We start from the raw sequence: 20,327 nt of genomic DNA on the forward strand, positions 1-20,327 counted from the left end.
ATTGTGACAAACATTAAATGATCGTTTTTAACAAATGTAACAAAGATAAAGTAGATGGTATTAATTTAGAAGTGAAAGACTTTAAATAATTCACTAATATAGATGAGAATAATAAGAGGATGTGAATTTATGGGAGTCAGCTCTTGGGGGACTCTCATATGCTTTTGGATCCGCTAATTCCACCACTTCGATATTGAATTGCTCTTAAAGCATGAGTTTTTATCTAGCTTGATGCAGAATATATGTAATTCGTCGGGCGGCTAATTGGGATTACTGTAAGGCTAGGGAGATGACTGAAAGGGGAGGTCTTGATGCGGTAAATAGGGCGGAATGAAAAAACAATGCAGGGGCATGTTCGATTTAACTTGCCCCTTTAATTTGTCAGCTCATTTAGTGAATTCACTTCTCAGGAGGTAGACCACATCGTATTCCTTCAACTCGTCCATATGTCCTTCCGTATCACCATAAAAACCAGTGGAAAGTGAACGTATGCCTTCATTTCCGCTTGAGTAACATATACTCGCCAATGCAAGCTTGTTTGTGCTGTTTATTTTGAGTTTGCCAGCACCGCCCCATACGCTGGAATCCATTTCATCAATGGTTTCAGGATAAGTAACCGTATCCGTACCATCATCGTTTTGAATGCTGACGTTGAACATCGATCGTTTTTGGTCATTATCCGTTTTCGATGTCGTAAAGATGATTGTCCCATTCTTTTCAATCCCCGTTGTCATGCGTCCCATTTCAGGTTCGACAAGTTTGCCAAATTCATATTTTTCGACCCAGACGGACATCTCCTTGTATGTATCATCCACACTGAAATCGATAAGAAAGGAATGTTCACTTGAATTATCCAGGATGGCTTTCTCCCTTGCTGTCAGCTCAGGTACTGAAAGAATATTCTCGGATTTTGGCTCATCGGCCTTACAGGCAACTAAAGAAAATGAGAGCAGGGATAGAATTATGGATAAATAGATCTTTTTCATGATTATCACCTCTTGAATACTGTTGACCTAATTAAATCCAATTCTTATATATTATAACATTATATTGAAAAATGGAATCGGAACGGGGCAAAAAAGGCGAGCGATCAGTATGCTTGCCTTTTTTGTATTTAGAAAGGTTGGGAAAGAGCCTTATTGGCAACATCGACGTCATTTTGAAGCAATTGGTTCAAGTCGTAAGCAGGATAGAGATTTCTTTCATAAAGGTAGTTGAAAATCTTGGCATGGGTATCGATGGCTCCATTTAAATGTTTCTTAAATACCTTTCGAAGGGAAGGGGTGGCTGTTTCCGTAATCGCCATTGCGTAATTTTTGATAGATGATTTGGCAAAGCCCAGCAATTCCCCGGCAGCGGCGGCCGATGCGTCATCTCTTGATGCATCGTCATCCCTGCCCGTTTTAGGCGTCAACGGGTAAAATTGCAGCAGCTCCATGATGTTTTGGGTAAGGGTGTCGATCGTTTGCTTATATATCGTTTTTAGAATGGGGTCTTTTATTTTTGGATAAGCAATTTTAAATTTCATAAGGGCATTGGACTGGGAGGCGACCAACTCATGAAGCTCGAGTGTCTCATGCCAAGCAAGATGTGAATGGGTGGGTTGCATGTAAATTCCTCCTGAACGAATAATCTTGATACACTATTCGTTCAGTGGGCTATAGGTAAGTTGTCTAGTGAAATATTTATGGGAAGATCTGTCCCATCTTCAATTTCCATTAACAGTTTTGAAGGCCATGTTTTATTGATATTGTTCGAGAACAGAGAAGAACTTTTTGGCAAATTGGTAAAAAAGTTTTTCTGATGGAGCCAAGTCCCTGTTTCTAGGAGTGATGATGCCGACCGTCCGTTTGACTTCGGGCGTATCGATCGGGATCTTGACAGTGAGTCTTGGAATGACTTCATAAAAGGTACTGTCAGGGAGCAGACTGACTCCGATTCCGGCAGAAACGAGCCCTTTTATGGAATCCATGTCTTCACCTTCCGAGGCGATGTTCGGTGTGAAACCGGCTGCTTTGCACGCTTCGAGAGCGATAGTGTGAAAGATATATCCTTTTGGAAACAAGACAAAGGGATCATTTCTTAAATCACTTAGGCGCACACTCTTCCTATCAGCCAATGGGTGAGTGATTGGCAGTAAAGCGGATATGTTTTCCGTAAACAGGATATGACCCTCGATATCTGGATCGTTTGTCGGGATCGGTCCAAGGAAGGCTAATCCGATTTCGCGATTTTTGACCGCTTCCTTTAAAGAGGAATAAGATCCCTGTCTTAAGTGGAAGCCGATATTCGGCTGCTCATCTTTAAAAGCGGAAATGACGGTAGGCAGTAAATGGGTGGAGAGGCTGGTCGGGAACCCGATTTTAATGCTTCCGTGTTCAGGGTCCAAAAATTCCTCAATTTGATATTTGGCATATTCAATCGCCTGTATCGCCGTTTTGGCATGGATCAAGAAAATTTTACCAATTGGGGTTAACTGGATATTCCGGCCGACTTTCTCGAATAAAAGTACGCCAAGCTCATCTTCCAGTCTGGAGATTTGCCGGCTGATTGCTGATTGTGCGATATGCAGATGCTCTGCGGCTTCTGAGACGTGTTCCCTCTCGGCGACTTCAACAAAATAACGTAATTGTCGTAGTTCCATTTATTCATCCTCCTGCCATTCATCTCAAATTGAGATGGATTCTACTAGAATTATATATTGTTTATATCGATTTGAAAACCTAGAATAAATGTAAGTGACATAACGGTGTAAGAATACGATGGGGGCGATTAATATGACATACAATCAAATACCAAAAGCACAAGGGCTCTACCATCCTGAATTTGAACATGATGCATGTGGAATCGGTTTATACGCTCATTTAAAAGGGCATGCTACACATGACATCGTCAAACAAGGACTGAATATGCTGTGCCAATTAGATCATCGCGGCGGACAAGGCAGCGATCCCCTTACAGGAGATGGCGCAGGATTAATGGTACAGATTCCTGATGAATATTTCAGGCTGGCATGCCCGGAAATGAATTTGCCGGCAAAAGGACGCTATGGTGTAGGCATGCTCTTTTTCTCTAACAATGATGATGAACGGAATGAAATCGAAGCTCGTTTGAATGCATTTATCGAACAAGAGGGCCAAACGTTATTAGGCTGGAGAACGGTTCCTGTTGATGCAACGAAAATCGGGGAGGTCGGCAAGGAGACATGTCCGACGATCCGCCAAGTATTCATCGGGGCAAGTGTAGAGATTACCGATGATTTAGCTTTTGAGCGCAAATTGTTCGTTATCAGAAAACAAGCTGAAAACTGGGCCCGGGAACGCGGCAATCGTTTTTATTTTGCCAGCCTTTCAAGTGCTACGATCGTATACAAAGGATTGTTGACGCCAGAGCAGGTGGATGCTTTTTATCTTGATCTCCAACAGGAGTCTTTCGTTTCCGCTTTCGCTTTAGTGCATTCCCGCTTCAGTACGAATACTTTTCCTAGCTGGGAACGGGCACATCCAAACCGTTACCTGATCCATAATGGTGAAATCAATACGCTTAGAGGCAATGTGAATTGGATGAAAGCACGTGAGCAGCAGTTTGTTTCGGAAGCATTCGGGGATGACCTGCAAAAGGTCCTGCCTATTCTGGATATAGACGGCAGTGATTCCTCGATTCTTGATAATGCACTTGAATTCTTCGTGCTTGCCGGGCGTAAACCGGCACATGCGGCGATGATGCTCATTCCTGAACCGTGGACGGAAAATCCGCATATGACGAAGGAAAAGAAAGCATTTTACGAATATCATAGCATGCTCATGGAGCCATGGGATGGACCGACGGCCATATCCTTTACGAATGGCAAGCAAATCGGTGCCATCCTGGATAGAAATGGTTTAAGGCCGGCAAGGTATTATGTAACAAAAGATGATTACATCATTTTCTCCTCTGAAGTCGGCGTGATCGATGTGGAGCCGGAGAATGTATTATATAAAGATCGTTTAAGTCCAGGCAGAATGCTTTTAATAGATTTAGAGGAAGGCCGTATTGTTTCCGATGAAGAGATCAAGTCGGAAATGGCCGAGGAAAATCCATACCAGCAATGGCTGGACGAACAGCTTGTTCAATTAAGTGACGAAGAACCTGTGCTCGAAGGGGAGCCTTTGAGTGATTTATTATTCAGGCAAAAAGCGTTTGGATACACGTATGAAGATGTCCAAAAGTATTTACTGCCGGTCATTAACGAAGGCAAAGATCCACTGGGCAGCATGGGCAATGACATTCCGTTAGCGGTCTTATCAGATCGCCCGCAATCGCTTTTCAACTATTTCAAGCAATCTTTTGCACAGGTAACCAATCCGCCGATCGATTCGCTGCGTGAACAGATCGTCACGTCAACGATGACATTTCTCGGTGCGGAAGGAGATTTGCTGAAGCCGGATGAAACGAACAGCCGCCGCATTCAATTGGATTCGCCTGTTTTGACGCCGGGTCAAATGCAGCAGTTGAAAGAAAATGCCTATCCTGAATTCAGGAGCAAAGTCATTCACACTTTATTTTCAGAAGATTTAGAGAGTGAACTCGATCGCATCTGCCGTGAAGCGGAACAAGCGATCGCTGATGGTGTCAGCCTTTTGATATTATCTGACAAGGATATGAGCAAAGAAAAAGCTGCGATTCCTTCCCTGCTGGCTGCGAGCGCCCTTCATCAAGAGCTGATCCGCCATGGTAACCGTACGAAGGTGAGCATTATCGTTGAATCGGGGGAAGCAAGGGAAGTCCATCATTATGCATCCCTAATCGGGTATGGAGTGGATGCGATTTACCCGTATCTTGCCTATGAAACATATAAGCAGGCGGTATTGGAAGGCAGTTTGGCCACCAGCTACGAAGAAACGGTAAGGAAATATGTAAGCTCTGTGACAGAAGGCATCGTAAAAGTGATGTCGAAAATGGGGATTTCAACGATTCAAAGTTATCGCGGCGCACAAATTTTCGAAGCGGTCGGAATCGGTGCTGATGTAATCGAACGCTATTTCAGCGGTACGGCATCGCAGCTTAGTGGAATCGATTTGGTAACGATCGCAGATGAAGCGTTGATTCGCCATAGGAAAGCTGCAGCCGATTCCCTTGATGAAACGCTTGAAAGCGGAAGTGATTTTCAATGGAGAAAAACAGGGGAACATCATGCTTTCAATCCTAAAACGATCCATACATTGCAATGGGCGTGCCGGAAAGGCGATTATAATTTATTTAAGCAATATTCAAACTTGGCGAATGAAGAGAGACTTGGGTTTTTACGGAATTTATTCTCGTTCGATCAAAAACGCCAAAGCATTTCAATAGATGAAGTGGAATCCGTGGAAACCATCGTCAGCCGATTCAAAACGGGCGCGATGTCATTCGGTTCATTGAGTCAGGAAGCACATGAAACATTAGCGATCGCGATGAACCGTTTAGGCGGAAAAAGCAATAGCGGTGAAGGCGGGGAGCATCCTAGCCGTTACCAACTGGATGAAAACGGCGATAATCGCCGCAGCGGTATTAAACAAATTGCGTCCGGCCGTTTTGGAGTGAAAAGCCATTACCTTGTTAATGCCGATGAACTTCAAATCAAAATGGCGCAAGGTGCTAAGCCGGGTGAAGGCGGCCAGCTGCCCGGAAACAAAGTATATCCTTGGGTTGCAGAGGTCCGCGGTTCCACACCGGGTGTCGGCCTGATTTCACCGCCTCCGCATCACGATATCTATTCGATTGAAGATTTGGCACAGCTGATCCATGATTTGAAAAATGCGAACCGTGATGCCAGGATCAGCGTCAAGCTTGTGTCAAAAGCAGGCGTAGGCACGATCGCAGCCGGCGTGGCCAAAGGAGCCGCAGATGTCATCGTTATCAGCGGGTATGATGGCGGTACGGGTGCATCACCAAAAACGAGTATCAAACATACTGGTCTTCCTTGGGAGCTGGGTCTTGCCGAAGCACACCAAACATTGATGCTGAATGGCCTGCGCAGCCGTGTCGTCCTTGAAACGGATGGGAAGTTAATGACGGGACGCGATGTGGTCATGGCAGCTATCCTTGGAGCGGAAGAATTCGGCTTTGCTACAGCACCGCTTGTGGTCCTAGGCTGTGTCATGATGCGTGCTTGCCATTTGGATACATGTCCTGTCGGGGTAGCTACCCAAAACCCTGAACTTCGCAGCAAATTCACTGGAGATGCGGATCATGTCGTGAATTTCATGCGCTTCATCGCTGAGGAAGTCCGGGAAACGATGGCTGAGCTTGGCTTTAGAACACTGGAAGAAATGGTCGGCCGCACTGATGTTTTACAAGTGAGCGAGCGGGCRCAAAACCATTGGAAAGCGAAGCATCTGGACTTGACGACACTTCTTTTCCAACCGGAGGGGATTCGTACGTATCAACTTCCGCAAAACCATAAAATAGAAGAATCTTTGGATATCCGTGAGATTTTACCTGTTGTGGAGCCTGCTTTAAATGACCAAACCCAGGTGGATGTCAGCTTCCCGATTACCAATGTGAACCGTGTGGTCGGAACGATCGTCGGCAGTGAAGTATCCAAACGCTACGGTGAGGAAGGGTTGCCTGAAGATACGATCACACTTCGTTTTACAGGATCGGCGGGCCAGAGCTTCGGTGCGTTCATTCCAAAGGGGATGTCGATGTATTTGACTGGTGATGTGAATGACTATGTTGGGAAAGGCTTATCTGGCGGGAAGATCATTGTCACGGCACCTTCTGGAAATCAGATCGAGGCCGGGGACAATGTAATTGCCGGAAATATCGCCTTATATGGTGCAACAAGCGGCGAGGCCTACATTAATGGGCGTGCGGGAGAAAGATTTGCCGTACGGAACAGTGGAGCCAATGTCGTCGTTGAAGGAATTGGAGATCATGGCTGTGAGTATATGACTGGCGGACGCGTGGTCATTCTGGGTGACGTCGGCAAAAACTTTGCGGCAGGCATGTCAGGCGGCATCGCTTATGTACTTGCTGATGATGCAGAAGAATTCAAGGCATTATGCAATGGCGAAATGATAGAATTCGAGACGCTTGATGATATGGATGATGCCAACGAAGTAAAAGAAATGCTTTACAGCCACCTTCATTATACAGAAAGTGCCAAAGCATCGTATGTACTGGAGAACTGGGAGGATTTCGCCAAGAAATTCGTAAAAGTCATTCCGAAAGATTACAAACGGATGATCAAAAGCATCAATGAGCAGAAGCGTGCAGGGCTATCGGATGAAGAAGCGATCATGAGTGCATTCCAAGCAAATGCCGTTCAAGATAAAAAAATCACTAAACAAGCTGTGATGCAGTAAGGAAGGGGAGAGAAAGATGGGAAAAGCAACAGGATTTATGGATTATCCGCGAGAAAAACCAAAAGACCGGAATCCTCTCACTCGTTTAAACGACTGGAGAGAGTATACAGCTCCTTTCTCTGACGAAAAGTTAAGTAAACAGGGAGCGCGGTGTATGGACTGCGCCACCCCTTTCTGCCATATGGGCATGGAATTGAACCGAGTCACTACGGGCTGTCCGATTCATAACCTTATTCCGGAGTGGAATGATTTGGTGTACCGCGGCAGATGGAAAGAAGCATTGGACCGTTTATCGAAAACAAATAATTTCCCTGAATTCACCGGGCGCGTCTGCCCGGCCCCTTGTGAAGGGTCTTGTACGGTAGCGATAAGCGATCCTGCCGTTACCATCAAGAACATAGAACGGACCATCATCGATAAAGGATTTGAAAATGGCTGGATAACGCCTCGCATCCCTGAAAGCAGGACCGGCAAGAAAATTGCCATCATCGGTTCAGGCCCGGCAGGAATGGCGAGTGCCGACCAGTTGAATCAAGCAGGTCATTCGGTCACGGTTTATGAGCGCTCAGACCGTGCAGGCGGGCTGTTGACATACGGAATCCCGAACATGAAACTTGAAAAGGATATCGTTGCACGCCGAATCAAATTATTGACCCAGGAAGGCATCGATTTCATTACCAATACAGAAGTAGGCAAAGATATAACAGCTGAAGAACTGCAAGATCAGTATGATGCAGTCATCCTTTGCACAGGTGCCCAAAAGCAGCGTGACCTGGTAATTGAAGGACGCGGGGCATCAGGCATTCACCTTGCAATGGATTACTTGACTACATCGACTAAAAGCCTGTTGGACTCCAAGTTTGAAGACGGCAAGTTTATAGACACAAAGGGGAAGGATGTCATCGTCATCGGCGGCGGGGATACAGGAGCTGACTGTGTCGCAACTGCCCTTCGCCAGGGATGTAAGAGCGTCGTACAATTCGGGAAGCATCCAATCCTTCCGACGGCCCGTACATCTGATAATATGTGGCCGGCCTACCCGAATGTCTTTTCCCTTGATTATGCGTATGAAGAAGCGGAAGCGAAATTCGGTGCAGATCCGCGTCAATATTCAATCCAAACAAAAAAAATCGTCGCCGATGAAAATGGCAACGTTAAAGAACTGCACACAATCTCCATGGAAAAAATCAAAGGCGATGACGGAATGTACATTTTCAGGGAAGTTCCAGGAACTGAAAAAGTATGGCCTGCACAATTCGTTTTCATCGCAATCGGATTTGAAGGAACGGAAATGCCGCTATTAACTCAATTTGGCGTAGAAACAGTCAATCAAAAAATTGATGCCGTCTATGGCGAATACAGAACGAATGTCGAAGGAGTTTTCGCTGCCGGAGATGCAAGAAGAGGGCAAAGCCTCATCGTTTGGGCAATCAATGAAGGCCGAGAAGTGGCAAGAGAAGTGGACCGCTACTTGATGGGTGCAACCGTATTGCCTTAAATTCAAAAAAAAAGAAGTGCCATTATGGCGCTTCTTTTTTTTCTGTGGTGGGAAATATGTACTCACGAGTAAATGCTCCGAATTCACGAGTAAAACGTCAAAACTCACGAGTAAAAGAGCCGAATTCACGAGTAAAACGCCGAAACTCACGAGTAAAAGGGCCGAATTCACGAGTAAAGCGCCGAAACTCACGAGTAAATGCCCGGAATTCACGAGTAAAGCGCCAAATTCACGAGTAAAACGCCGAAACTCATCTCACGTATAAAGATACCGTATTGATGGTAAACAAAATAGGCGAGCAGCATAAATACTGTTCGCCTAATTTACTTTCAGTCAGCTTCTATAGTCAGCTTCTTGAAGAACGCCAAGTGATGTGTGATTCAGTGCATGGACAGCCGCTATTATTTTCTCTGTCTCTACTTCATCTCCTATGGCTTTATGCAATTTTTCTATTAGCTGGGGTTTTGTTAATGGGTTCCCAGGACTTCCTTTAGGTGTATCGATTCGTTTCGATAGTACGTCCCCACTCGTTGTGGTCACGGTCACAATTGTAAATCTTCCCACTGGGAGTGCTGCTTTGGCAGGCTTGATCGTTGCATCCGTCTCCCTATTTACTTTTTGCAAGGATTTTCTCCATGAATGGGGAAGAGGTTTCGATTCAAAAGAAGCAAAGGTCAGGGGCTTGCCTGTAAGTGCGAGCCATACAATATACTCAATCGAAAATCTTCCTTCTTCACCGGTTGAAGGGCTATGGTGAATCAAAGCGGAATCACCATTTGGAGGAAAGCAAACACTCACCGATTCAATATCTTCTTCCGACAAATCGTACGTCTTATGTAAAAAGACAGCTGCATCAGCGCCATGTGCCGCAGCAGAACAAAAAGGGTACTGTTTAAACCATAATCCCGGTGTTACGATCCGCCATGTCTTTCCCCAATTTTCCGTCAAATCGGGAACTCCATTTTCTGCATATACCTCAAAGAATCCATTCTTATCATTCAAAAAGTCGGGGTTGCTATGTAATCCCATCCGAATCCAATCAGCGGAATCCACAGCGTTTTTAGCGGCAATCCCTACATGGAGCGGCTTTATTACAGTGCCAAATTGGAGTCGTAAACCCGCCGATTGGGTAGCTGCAAGACTCATGGTTTCAGCTATTAAGCGTGGTGAGTATTCCCGTAAATACGCAACCGCACCAGCTGCAGCTATTACGCCAAGTGTAGCTGTATTATGCCAGCCTTTTGTATAATGATATGGGTTCATAGCTTCCCCGAACCGAGCCATGATTTCCACACCAACCACATAGGCAGCTAAAAAACGTTTTCCTGTCATTTCAGGTTCTCCAACTGCTAACAAAGCAGACAAAATGACTGCGCTTGGATGACCTCGTACGTCTGAATGCACATCATCATAATCTAGTAAATGAGCTTGAAAGCCATTGAAGAGTGCGGCCTGGGATCTTGTTGCATGTATGTGGCTTCCAATCAAGTAACTCGTCCCATTTCCGCCTTCTTCCAAAATGATTTGCTTTAAAATCTTAATTTCCTTTTCGGATTTCGTTTGATAGGAAACAGCAAGATAATCAAGAAGTCCATCAATTGCAGCTTGTAATACTCCTTCATTTACCAACGRATTGGAATGATAAATCATTTCAGATAACCTTTCCGTGTTCATGCACTTCACTTCCTTTTTTGCCTGGCAGATCCTTCCGTTTCATCTCCCATCTGCCGTAAAAAACGCTGAGTTCGCGGATTAAGAGAATGCTCAATTACTTGTTCTGGGGTGCCTTGTTCGATAATATGTCCGTCTGCCATGAATATGACATGGTCAGCAACTTCCTTGGCAAATTGCATTTCGTGCGTCACGATCACCATTGTGGTATCCTCTTTCGCTAACTCCCGTATGACTTGTAAAACCTCATTAACCAACTCGGGATCTAGAGCGGAGGTAGGTTCATCAAATAAAATGGCATGTGGTTTCACAGCTAATGCCCTAGCGATGCTGACACGCTGCTGTTGCCCGCCGGATAAGGTAGCGGGGTATTGTTGGACTTGTTTTTCCAAGCCAACCCGTTTCAATAAATCAACGCCGATTTGAATGGCTTCCTCTTTTTTCATTTTTTTGCTGACAAGCAATGCTTCAATCACGTTTTTTAAGGCCGTTTTATTTTTAAAAAGGTTATAGTGTTGGAATACCATCGCTGTTTGCTGTCTTAATTGATAGGCGTCTTTCTCTTTATATTTTTGGGTATCCAATTTTACATCCTTGATTTCGATGGTGCCGCTGTTGGGCTTTTCCAACAAGTTCAGACAGCGTAATAACGTTGATTTTCCAGAACCTGAAGGGCCAATAATGGCGACAACTTCCCCGGTTCTTATTTCCAAGTTAATATCGTTCAATACTTGTTTATCATCAAAATATTTAGATAAGTTTCTTACTTTTATCATATGATCACCTTCTAAGTGGTTTGCTGAGCCAAATTTCCAGGTATTTTTGTATCCAAGAATAAAGAATAACCAATAGCCAGTAAATCAAGCCAACCACCAAATACGTCTCGAAAAAGCGCATGTTAGCGGATGCAATAATTTTTCCCTCTGCAAATAGTTCCGTAATTCCTAATGTAAAGGCAAGGGACGTTTCTTTAATCAAAGATATAAATGTATTCCCTGTTGCGGGCAATGCATTTAAAGCAGCCTGTGGTAATATGATTCGCGAGTAAATCTGCACTCTTTTCATGCCTGTTGCAAGGCCCGCTTCCATCTGCCCTTTGTCCACGGAGTTCAAACCAGCTCGAAAAATTTCTGCTAAATAAGAGGATTCCTTCAAACTAAATCCAATGATTGCCGCCGTCATTGCTTCCATCGTTGACAACGACGGGAATAACTGTGGTAAACCGTAATAAATGATGAATAATTGTACCAATGTTGGCATTCCACGGAATAAAGAGATATATAAGCCTGCCAATTGGGTGATTCCAAATATATTGCTATTTCTTATTAAGGCTACTACAAGTCCGATAATAATGGCTAAAGCCATCGAAATGATGGCTAAAACCAGAGTGATTGGAATAAATTTTGCGATTTGCAGGGAAATTTCCAACATATATTGTAAATCAAAATTCATAATGCTTTAAAACCTCCGCTATGCTTATTCGCCGGAATTCGTGGTGATGTCTTCACCAAAATATTTATTGGACAGCTTCGCTAATGTACCATCTTCTTTAAGTTTTTTGATTTCTGCCGTGAATTCATCATTTAATTTTTTGCCTTTTTCTGTTTTGGTAAATGGATACCCTACATTTTCATAGGCCACTGGATCGCCAACCAGTTTTAGCGGAAGATCATTTTTCTTTATCTCGGCAACAAGGATTGGGCGGGAATTGATATAGCCATCTACACGGTTGTTAATGGCATCTTGCATCGCACCATCCCGGGTTTCATAGGTTCGTATTTTGATTTCGCCATTTTTATCATATTTTTCTAGGTTTGTGACGTTATTAGACCCCAGCACACCGGAAACGGTCTTGCCTTTAAGATCAGCCAAACCTTTAATATCATCGTTTTTTGTGCTTGATACAATTTGTGCACCATAATAACTATACGGCTCTGTAAAATTAAATTGCTCTTCGCGTTCCGGTGTTATAGCAACGGCATTCGCAACGGTGTCCAGTTTACCTGATCCCAATTGCCCCATTATCCCACTGAAATCAGAAGTGACCCACTCTACCTTGTATCCTAAATTCTTGGCGATGAGTTCTGTAAGTTCTACGTCAAAACCTATTAATTTACCATCCTCTTGATAACCATTTGGATAGCTTTGGCCAGTGGATCCCACTTTAATTGTTTTTTGTTCGGAATCATTGGCCGCATTCTCTTGTTTTGAATTGCCACATGCTGCAAGTACTAATATGAAAAGTAATGCGAGTCCAAGGGAAAGAATTTTTTTCATCGTTATTTACCTCCTGTTATTAAATGGTTTGATTATGTTTTTCAGTCCAAGCTTGATATTGTCCAGGCTGCAAGATTTTCCTCAAATAAATTGTGAGATGGCCTTTGCCTAAATCTTTTTGCCCGATCTCTTCAAATCCACTTTTTTCGTACATTTCCTTTAGCCATGGATGATTATCCGCGGTTCCGAGCGTAACCGCAGGGGCTCGCAGTTGCTTCTTCAAAATTTCTTCTTCGAGCCATGACAGCACTTTTTTCCCTATTCCTTGACGCTTATATGCAGGGTTTGTAGCGAACCAGCCTATGTGTGGCAATACGAGCGGGCCAGGATTAGGGCCCCAAGGCAACCGAATCGATACGGTCGAAATAAATATCCCATTTTCCTCCAGGACATATACCTTATTTTCGGATATATGCTTTATCGCTTCCTCCCTCGTGGCCGTTGCTGCAGAGAAGTGAATATCCAACTCTCTAATACTCGCATAAGCATCCAATGTTAATTGGAGGAATTTATCCACATCTTCTACACGTACTTCACGAAATGTTTGACTCATCTTGCGCCTCCTATACTCTATCTAGTTAATTCCTCTTCGGGTGGGTGATTCCGTCTTTGAGAACTATCCGTCAGGTGTAAGTGTTTAAAGCTGGGAATATTGGTTGGCCGGTTTATCCAAGCCGAGATTCCCTCGTAATGTGTTGCTTTCATACTCAGTACGGAAAATTCCTTTCGATTGCAGTTCAGGGACAACAAGTTCTACAAAATCCGTTAAAGAATCAGGCAAGAGGGCTGGCATGATATTAAAGCCATCAGCCGCATTTCCATTCACCCAATCTTCAATCTTATCCGCAATCTGCGTTGGTGTTCCAATTGCGATATGATGTCCACGTGATCCTGCAACCCACTGATATGTCTGACGTAACGTCAAATTTTCATTGATCGCCCGTTTAACGATCAAATCATATTTACTTTGGATGCCGTCTACATGTTCTGGTAGCGTAATATCAGCGAACGGTGTATCCAAAGGGATGTTCGAAAAATCCACATTTCCAAAATATCTTCCCATAACAGCCAATCCTATTTCGGGAATGATCAGCTCCTGCAATGCCTCGTACTTTTCTTTGGCTTCCTTCTCGGTCTGTCCCACAATCGGGAACAAACCTGGCATGATGCTCAAGCTGTTTTTCTCCCGATTGAAAGCGGCCAATTGACCTTTTAATTCATGGTAAAATGAAACCGCGTCCTCCTTGTTCTCCTGGGCAGTAAAGACGATCTCTGCGTGCTTTGCTGCAAGCAATTGCCCAGGGCCAGAAGAGCCTGCTTGTACAATGACCGGATGCCCCTGGGGGGAGCGGGAAATATTTAATGGTCCTTTTACATTGAAAAACTCACCTTGGTGATTGATTTCATGAAACTTGCTTTCATCAATGAATTGGCCAGTTTCTTTATCGATGACCAATGTATCGTCTTCCCATGAGTCCCACAATTTCTTGGTAACTTCAACAAATTCAGTCGCCCTTTTATAACGGAGTCCATGTTCTAAATGTTCTGACTTATTGAAGTTTACTGCAGTGGAGGCAAGGGACGTTGTGACTACGTTCCAGCCAGCGCGGCCGGAGGTAATATGGTCTAAAGAAGCAAATTTCCTAGCAACATTAAAGGGTTCTTCGTAAGTGGTGGAGGCCGTTGAAACCAAACCAATATTGGAAGTCGCCGAGGCTAGATAAGATAACAGGGTCAATGGCTCGAATCGAGTCAGAATATTAGGATGCGAGTCCTTTGCAACTGACAAACTATCTGCCAAAAATAATAAGTCAAATAAACCTTTTTCGGCAGTCTGGGCCAACCCTTTAAAATAATCGATGCTCATATTACCTTTCGGATTGGCGTTAGGATGTCTCCAGGAAGCAACGTGATGTCCTGTTCCGGCCAAAAATACACCAAGCTTTACAGTTTTCTTTTTCATGTGTCAATTGCTCCTTTATGTCTTCACTTTTAAACGCAGGGGATTTATAATGGTAATATCCTTACTGGTTTACTATGAATTAATGCTGAAATAAAACCCGCTTCAGTTTAGAAGAGGGTTTCTTCCGACTATATATTTCCTTACTTGTTTTCTACTAAATTGAATCCTTTTTCGGGTTGATACGTTAATATAATATAGAAATTAAATCAAATGGTAGCATCTTATATAATAAATTGTCAATGTTAAATATTCGGAATATACACATTTATCATTTCCGGAAAACATTGTTATGGTGCTTATGACTCGACCTAAATTAGAGCTCAGTCTTTATACGTTAATCAAATAGCTTATTTGAAAGCTGTTTCAATTGATATTCCTTGGCTATTAGCTTTCGTTCTTTACTATTCGGATTTTTAAGGAGATGGACAACCGTTGACCATGAGCAATGTAGAATTGGAAAATTATTTATTGGAATTCAGACGCGATCTTCATATGACACCTGAATTATCAAACCAAGAATTTGAAACGACAAAAAAAATTAAAGAAGCGCTTCAAACTCAAGATATCAAGATACTTGATTTCCCATTGAAAACTGGTGTCGTAGCTGAGATAAAAGGGAGTAAGCCGGGACCTACGATAGCTCTTCGCTCCGATATTGATGCTTTACCAATTTTAGAGCAATCTGAGGTGGATTTTCCTTCAAGGCACAGCGGCGTGATGCATGCATGTGGTCATGATTTTCACACTTCCGTCATTTTGGGGACTGCTTTTTTATTAAAAAAAGAAGAAAGAAATCTATCCGGAACGATTCGCTTGATTTTTCAGCCTGCGGAGGAAACGGGGCATGGTGCAAGTGCTTTAATGGAAACCGGTGTGCTGGATGATGTGGATGTGATTTTTGGCCTTCATAATGATCCGACATTGCAAGTTGGGGAGTTAGGGACAAAACATGGAGCTCTGACAGCGGGAGTCGATCGCTTTGAAGTGCATGTTAAAGCAACTGGTTCTCATGCGGCCAAACCGGAAGAGGGTAATGATCCGATTATCATAACAGGACATATTATCTCAACGTTGCAAACCATCATCAGCCGCAATGTGGCGCCAAAAGAGTCCGCGGTTTTGAGCATCACCCAAATTCATAGCGGCTCAACGTGGAACGTTATCCCGGATAGTGCATATATGGAAGGAACCGTCCGCACCTTCAGTAAAACTCAACGAGAGTTCGTTCAGAAACGTATGAAACAGGTCCTGCACGGTATTAGTGAAACATTCAATGCAAATGTTGAATTATCATGGCATCCTGGCCCGCCATCAGTTGATAATACGCCTGAATGGGCAGATTTGGCGCTTCAGGTTGGAGACACAGCAGGTTACACGACAAAAACCTTGGAAGCTAGTTCAATAGGGGAAGACTTCGCTTTTTACCAAGAAAAAATTCCAGGTGCTTTCGTCATGATAGGGTCGGGCGGTCCTTATGACCTGCATCATCCTAAGTTTATAGTAGATGAAAAAGCACTTTTTCCAGCTGCTTCTTATTTCCGCTTATTGGCTTTAGAAGCGTTAAAAAAAATTCCTGTATGAAATATTAGAAGAGAAGGAGGTCCAGTCATCAAAACTTATCCATTGAATGAGTCGGATCGTGATTTAATAGAAGCTGCAAGATTAGAGGTCTTTACGAGGAAAATAGGCATCATGTTGGCGCTGCATTAAAAACGAGTTCTGCTGCGTTAACGTATTGAAGCGTATATTGGCCGGGTTACTGTATGTGCAGAAGCCATTGCGATCGGCAAGGCGATATCGGACGGGGAAAAGGGATTCGATACCATCGTGGCGGTTAAGCATCCCTATTCCGATGATGAAGAAAGAGCTTTTAAAGTGGTTAGCCCGTGTGGGATGTGTCGGGAATTAATCTCGGATTATGCAAAAGAGTGCTTTGTCATCCTGAATATTAATGGGGAACGGTAAAGACGAAGGTCGGTGAATTAATGCCGTATAAATACACGAGGGATTCATGATAAATGCAACGGAAAAAACACGCTTAGGGGAATTCCTAAGCGTGTAAGTGTATTATTTCAAACAGATGGCAAGTATTGTTCACAGATGGTGATATCATCGTCTTCTAGAACATAAGGATGTGTTTCCAGCAAAATGGTTTTCAGGTATTCTGGCATCCTCTCACCTTTGTACGCACAAATTAATGGAAATGACAGCAGATTTACAGCTTTGTCTACTGTTCTCTCAAATTCCTCTATGATATGCAGGGGCTCTTCCAAGGTTGCCCATTCCACATGTGCCCATGATCGGAAAGAGATTTTATTTTCGACATAGGGCTGAACCGTTTTATTAAAGTATTCTTCGATTGCAGGAGGATGATAACTGCCGCTTGAGCAATAGAAATCGAAGTTGTTCACAAAGTGAAGGAGCTTCATTTGATCTTTCGTTAACCGAGTTAGTTCTTTATGGATAATGGGGTAAATACGGTCATTTTCAACAAGAATGACGTAATCCCCCGCCATGATGCCATCTTGGATATAACTTAAAACTTGTTTAATGTAATTTTCCATTTCATTATAGGAATATAGCACATGAACATTTTTTTGGTCTTCGAACAACTGATTCATTTTGCTTTTCAATATATCCATTCCTTCTTTCATGTATTGTTTCCATTATACTAGAATTCCATAGCAGGACAAAATGAGAGTTTTTTAACAAGGGCAAAAAGCAATCCTTCTCCATTGAAGGATTGCTTTTCCGTTTTATTTCAGCCGTTCGATCAGGTCGGTCATTTTATCCAAAGTGGTTATGTTCTGGTTGCATTTCATGCTGTCCAGACAAATATAATTCCCTTTTTTAATGAATGTCCCTTGGACGGTTCCTTTTGTTTCAGACATGAACATCCCTACTTCTTCAAAGCGGCTGCATATGGCACAGATCCCTTTTTTGTTGGCAGGTTTAATGGTTCCATGCAATCCGGTGAGTTTATGATGATGGGGGGCAATGATGAATTTCTTTCCGGATCCGACATCATCCCATCCCAGGTATGAAATCTCTCTCAAATCGATGTTTTCCAACAAAGGGGTTTTTAATTTCTTTGCTTTAGGAAATAGTTTTTTTATCGTTTTTTCGGTTACTTCTTTAAATGGGATCACAAATGGCTTCACCTGTAGTAGAAAGGCTTCGGCTTGTGCGGGATCTTTGATGGTATCCACTGGATCCAGCAGTTGTTTTTGCTCTTCGCTCAAGTCACTGAATAAGCTTAGTACCCTTTCTTTGGCGACTGTTTTCAGGGTGTTGATCACATCCTTATCGTTGGCAGTCGCGTGTCCATTTATGAGAATTTGTGTTTGGGATTTTATGAAGTTATACTGCTCGCTCCTGATAAAAGGTTCCATTTTCTTCACTCCTGTTTCTTCAAGTGTTACCGTTTCTCTTTACTTTACATAAATTGCATCTGCTTTAAAAGGGGGGAAACGACTAAGAAACATACTCGGCATACAAATAGCACTGATATCATTATCAGTGCTACCCGTGTAATCTTTATTTAGAATATACGATTTTCTTGATGGTTTCCGCGGAGAGAAAATGTTCCTCGGCTAATTGATGGATGGAATGCCCGTCTTTGAAAGCATATTTTATAGAGGCATTTCGGTCATCGATCAATTCCCTTGATCCCGAACGGGTTCCCCATTTGTGATGGGCTTTTTCGGGTTTAGGGATATATATGGTTTCACCTTGCACATACTTTTGAATTTCAACGATCAGCTTTTCAGGTAAAACGGCCGTCGCTTTTACATACTTCATTTCTGCCAGCCCCTTATTCTTTATTAAGAATGAAATAAGGTGCAAAGCCGAATATTAGAAATGATAAGGCGGGCGATTAAATTTAGCTTAATTCAACCCCATGCAAAGTATCGCCTCCAATACTAGGCTTTGCATGAGACGCTGCAGAAGGTGGCATTAACATTCGTATTGCCATCTTTACACCTCCCCTTTGTGTTTCTGAAGAACACGTGTTGTTCTTATTATAAAATAGAATAGGGTGAGTTGCCAAACTTTTTCCAATGTTAAAGCTGAATCGGCGGGCTGATTGTTTGATAATGTTCTGAGTCCATGAAATAATTTGGAGGGAAACCAAACTAAACATTATGGGAGCTGACTTTATGAAAGTATTCGTAGTTGGGGCAAATGGGCAGATCGGTAAACATCTTGTAGATTTATTAAACGACAGCCCGGATCATAGTGTACGGGCAATGGTTCGCAAAGAAGAACAAAGTGAGCATTTAAAGAAAAATGGAATTGAATCTGCAGTCGTCAGTTTAACTGGATCAGTGGATGAGATTGCGAATGCGGCAAAAGGCTGCGATGCCATCGTGTTCACAGCAGGGTCCGGAGGTAGCACCGGTGCTGATCAAACGCTGTTGATTGATCTGGATGGTGCAGTTAAAACGATTGAAGCGGCAGAAAACCTGGGAATCGACCGATTCATCATGGTGAGTGCTTTTCAGGCCAATAATCGCGAAAACTGGAATGAAGCCATCAAACCGTATTATGTGGCCAAGCACTATGCGGATAGGGCATTGTTACAAAGCGATTTAAATTATACGATCATTCGGCCTGGCGGTCTGGTTAATGAACCGGGAACGGGCAAAGTGACCGCCGCCGAGGAATTGGAAAGAGGATCGATTGCCCGTGAAGATGTGGCTCGAACGATTCTTGCTTCATTGACCGATGAAAATACCTATAAGCGTTCATTTGATTTAATCTCTGGCGATACTGCAATCGCGGAAGCCTTGAGGGAAATTTAACGTAAAACAGGGGCAGAGCCACTCAGTGGACTCTGCTTATTTAATTCCTTCGATATGCTTGATGACCTTCGCTGGATTTCCACCGACAACAACGCCTTCAGGAACATCCTTTGTTACGACGGCCCCTGAGGCGACAACGGAATGACTCCCTATTGTAACGCCAGGATTGATGATGGCCCTTCCTCCAATCCATACATGATCCCCTATCGTAACCGGTTTTCCGTATTCCACTCCAGAACTGCGTTCAAAGGGATCCAGCGGATGTGTAGCTGTATAGATATGCACTCCGGGAGCCAACATGCAATCCCTGCCAATTTTCACTTCGCAAACATCCAAAATGACACAATCAAAATTAGCATAAAAGTTTTCCCCGACAGAAATATTGTATCCATAGTCACAACGGAAAGTGGGTTCAATATATACATTTAGCCCAGTGGAACCTAAAAGCCGTTTCAGCAGTGCGGTCCGTTCATCTCCTTCGCTTTCCGTTGTCTGATTGTATAACCGGGTCAACTTTCTGGCATTTTCCCTATCTCTGATTAATTCCGGATCAGCGGCGATGTAAGGTTTCCCGCTCACCATCTTTTCTTTTTCAGTATTCATGTATGCGCCTCCTGTTTCTTTTTTTATATAGTTTGAAAAAATATCTGAATATTAAAACATTTTTCCCGCAAAATAAATTGCAGTACTTTTTACTCAACTTTTCTGTTGAATCTAAATGTCTCTCTCGTTTTTTAAAAAAGAAGTTAGAAAAGAAAGATTTTTCCGAATAATGAATGAAATAG

Annotated in this window: 17 protein-coding genes and 1 pseudogene; 5 read left to right on the forward strand and 13 right to left on the reverse strand. The window is 43.2% G+C overall.

The window, feature by feature from the left end:
• Positions 1-386: 386 nt before the first annotated feature.
• The 3 genes from AC1DVB_RS04130 to gltC all read right to left on the reverse strand — a co-directional run bounded on the left by AC1DVB_RS04130 (position 387) and on the right by gltC (position 2,644).
• Positions 387-986, reverse strand: coding sequence for a hypothetical protein (locus tag AC1DVB_RS04130; protein WP_454861878.1), 600 nt, complete (start codon positions 984-986; stop codon positions 387-389).
• A gap of 128 nt (positions 987-1,114) precedes the next feature.
• The gene (locus tag AC1DVB_RS04135; RefSeq protein WP_230135678.1) at positions 1,115-1,609 is read right to left on the reverse strand and encodes a spore coat protein; all 495 of its coding nucleotides are present in this window, start codon (positions 1,607-1,609) and stop codon (positions 1,115-1,117) included.
• 132 nt (positions 1,610-1,741) lie between these two features.
• Positions 1,742-2,644: a glutamate biosynthesis transcriptional regulator GltC gene (gene gltC / locus AC1DVB_RS04140; RefSeq protein ID WP_230135676.1), complete on the reverse strand. Its 903-nt coding sequence runs from the start codon at positions 2,642-2,644 to the stop codon at positions 1,742-1,744.
• Between the two features lie 133 nt (positions 2,645-2,777).
• Here gltC and gltB point away from each other — a divergent pair, with 133 nt between their 5' ends.
• Complete coding sequence (gltB, locus tag AC1DVB_RS04145; protein ID WP_477588258.1) at positions 2,778-7,328, forward strand: glutamate synthase large subunit; 4,551 nt, start codon at positions 2,778-2,780, stop codon at positions 7,326-7,328.
• 16 nt (positions 7,329-7,344) lie between these two features.
• Positions 7,345-8,826, forward strand: a complete 1,482-nt coding sequence (locus AC1DVB_RS04150; protein ID WP_477588260.1) for a glutamate synthase subunit beta — start codon at positions 7,345-7,347, stop codon at positions 8,824-8,826.
• 333 nt (positions 8,827-9,159) lie between these two features.
• On the opposite strand, the gene AC1DVB_RS04155 is transcribed toward AC1DVB_RS04150, so the two are convergent.
• From AC1DVB_RS04155 to AC1DVB_RS04180, 6 genes are all read right to left on the reverse strand, one after another.
• Entirely contained in the window at positions 9,160-10,500 is a 1,341-nt protein-coding gene (locus AC1DVB_RS04155; protein WP_477588262.1) for an MmgE/PrpD family protein, read from the reverse strand.
• A 5-nt stretch (positions 10,501-10,505) separates the two neighbouring features.
• Positions 10,506-11,273 (reverse strand): amino acid ABC transporter ATP-binding protein, encoded by a 768-nt coding sequence (locus tag AC1DVB_RS04160; RefSeq protein WP_095679322.1) that lies wholly within the window; start codon positions 11,271-11,273, stop codon positions 10,506-10,508.
• A gap of 4 nt (positions 11,274-11,277) precedes the next feature.
• A complete protein-coding gene (locus tag AC1DVB_RS04165) occupies positions 11,278-11,949 on the reverse strand; it encodes an amino acid ABC transporter permease (protein WP_057279163.1) in 672 nt (223 codons plus the stop codon).
• Between the two features lie 24 nt (positions 11,950-11,973).
• Positions 11,974-12,774: an amino acid ABC transporter substrate-binding protein gene (locus tag AC1DVB_RS04170; protein ID WP_095679321.1), complete on the reverse strand. Its 801-nt coding sequence runs from the start codon at positions 12,772-12,774 to the stop codon at positions 11,974-11,976.
• 19 nt (positions 12,775-12,793) lie between these two features.
• Positions 12,794-13,327, reverse strand: coding sequence for a GNAT family N-acetyltransferase (locus tag AC1DVB_RS04175; RefSeq protein WP_264639690.1), 534 nt, complete (start codon positions 13,325-13,327; stop codon positions 12,794-12,796).
• Between the two features lie 84 nt (positions 13,328-13,411).
• Positions 13,412-14,737: an LLM class flavin-dependent oxidoreductase gene (locus AC1DVB_RS04180; protein WP_095679319.1), complete on the reverse strand. Its 1,326-nt coding sequence runs from the start codon at positions 14,735-14,737 to the stop codon at positions 13,412-13,414.
• A 438-nt stretch (positions 14,738-15,175) separates the two neighbouring features.
• Between AC1DVB_RS04180 and AC1DVB_RS04185 the strand changes: the two genes are divergently transcribed.
• A complete protein-coding gene (locus AC1DVB_RS04185) occupies positions 15,176-16,318 on the forward strand; it encodes an amidohydrolase (RefSeq protein WP_477588298.1) in 1,143 nt (380 codons plus the stop codon).
• Positions 16,319-16,345: 27 nt separating this feature from the next.
• Positions 16,346-16,752, forward strand: a pseudogene (locus AC1DVB_RS04190) (cytidine deaminase).
• Between the two features lie 57 nt (positions 16,753-16,809).
• Here the strand turns inward: AC1DVB_RS04190 and AC1DVB_RS04195 are convergent.
• The 3 genes from AC1DVB_RS04195 to AC1DVB_RS04205 all read right to left on the reverse strand — a co-directional run bounded on the left by AC1DVB_RS04195 (position 16,810) and on the right by AC1DVB_RS04205 (position 18,538).
• On the reverse strand, positions 16,810-17,391 hold the full coding sequence (locus AC1DVB_RS04195) for an MEDS domain-containing protein (RefSeq protein ID WP_477588266.1): 582 nt from the start codon (positions 17,389-17,391) through the stop codon (positions 16,810-16,812).
• A 102-nt stretch (positions 17,392-17,493) separates the two neighbouring features.
• Positions 17,494-18,129 carry a FusB/FusC family EF-G-binding protein gene (locus tag AC1DVB_RS04200; protein WP_034310600.1) on the reverse strand — a complete coding sequence of 212 codons (636 nt, stop codon included), beginning with the start codon at positions 18,127-18,129 and terminating at the stop codon, positions 17,494-17,496.
• Between the two features lie 145 nt (positions 18,130-18,274).
• Positions 18,275-18,538 (reverse strand): CD3324 family protein, encoded by a 264-nt coding sequence (locus AC1DVB_RS04205; protein WP_034310602.1) that lies wholly within the window; start codon positions 18,536-18,538, stop codon positions 18,275-18,277.
• A gap of 359 nt (positions 18,539-18,897) precedes the next feature.
• On the opposite strand from AC1DVB_RS04205, the gene AC1DVB_RS04210 reads away from it, so the two are divergent.
• The gene (locus AC1DVB_RS04210) at positions 18,898-19,542 is read left to right on the forward strand and encodes an SDR family oxidoreductase (RefSeq protein WP_095679318.1); all 645 of its coding nucleotides are present in this window, start codon (positions 18,898-18,900) and stop codon (positions 19,540-19,542) included.
• Between the two features lie 36 nt (positions 19,543-19,578).
• Here the strand turns inward: AC1DVB_RS04210 and AC1DVB_RS04215 are convergent, their stop codons facing one another.
• Entirely contained in the window at positions 19,579-20,145 is a 567-nt protein-coding gene (locus AC1DVB_RS04215; protein WP_095679317.1) for a sugar O-acetyltransferase, read from the reverse strand.
• Positions 20,146-20,327: the final 182 nt, after the last annotated feature.

Source organism: Peribacillus sp. P4_D6, from assembly GCF_056401795.1.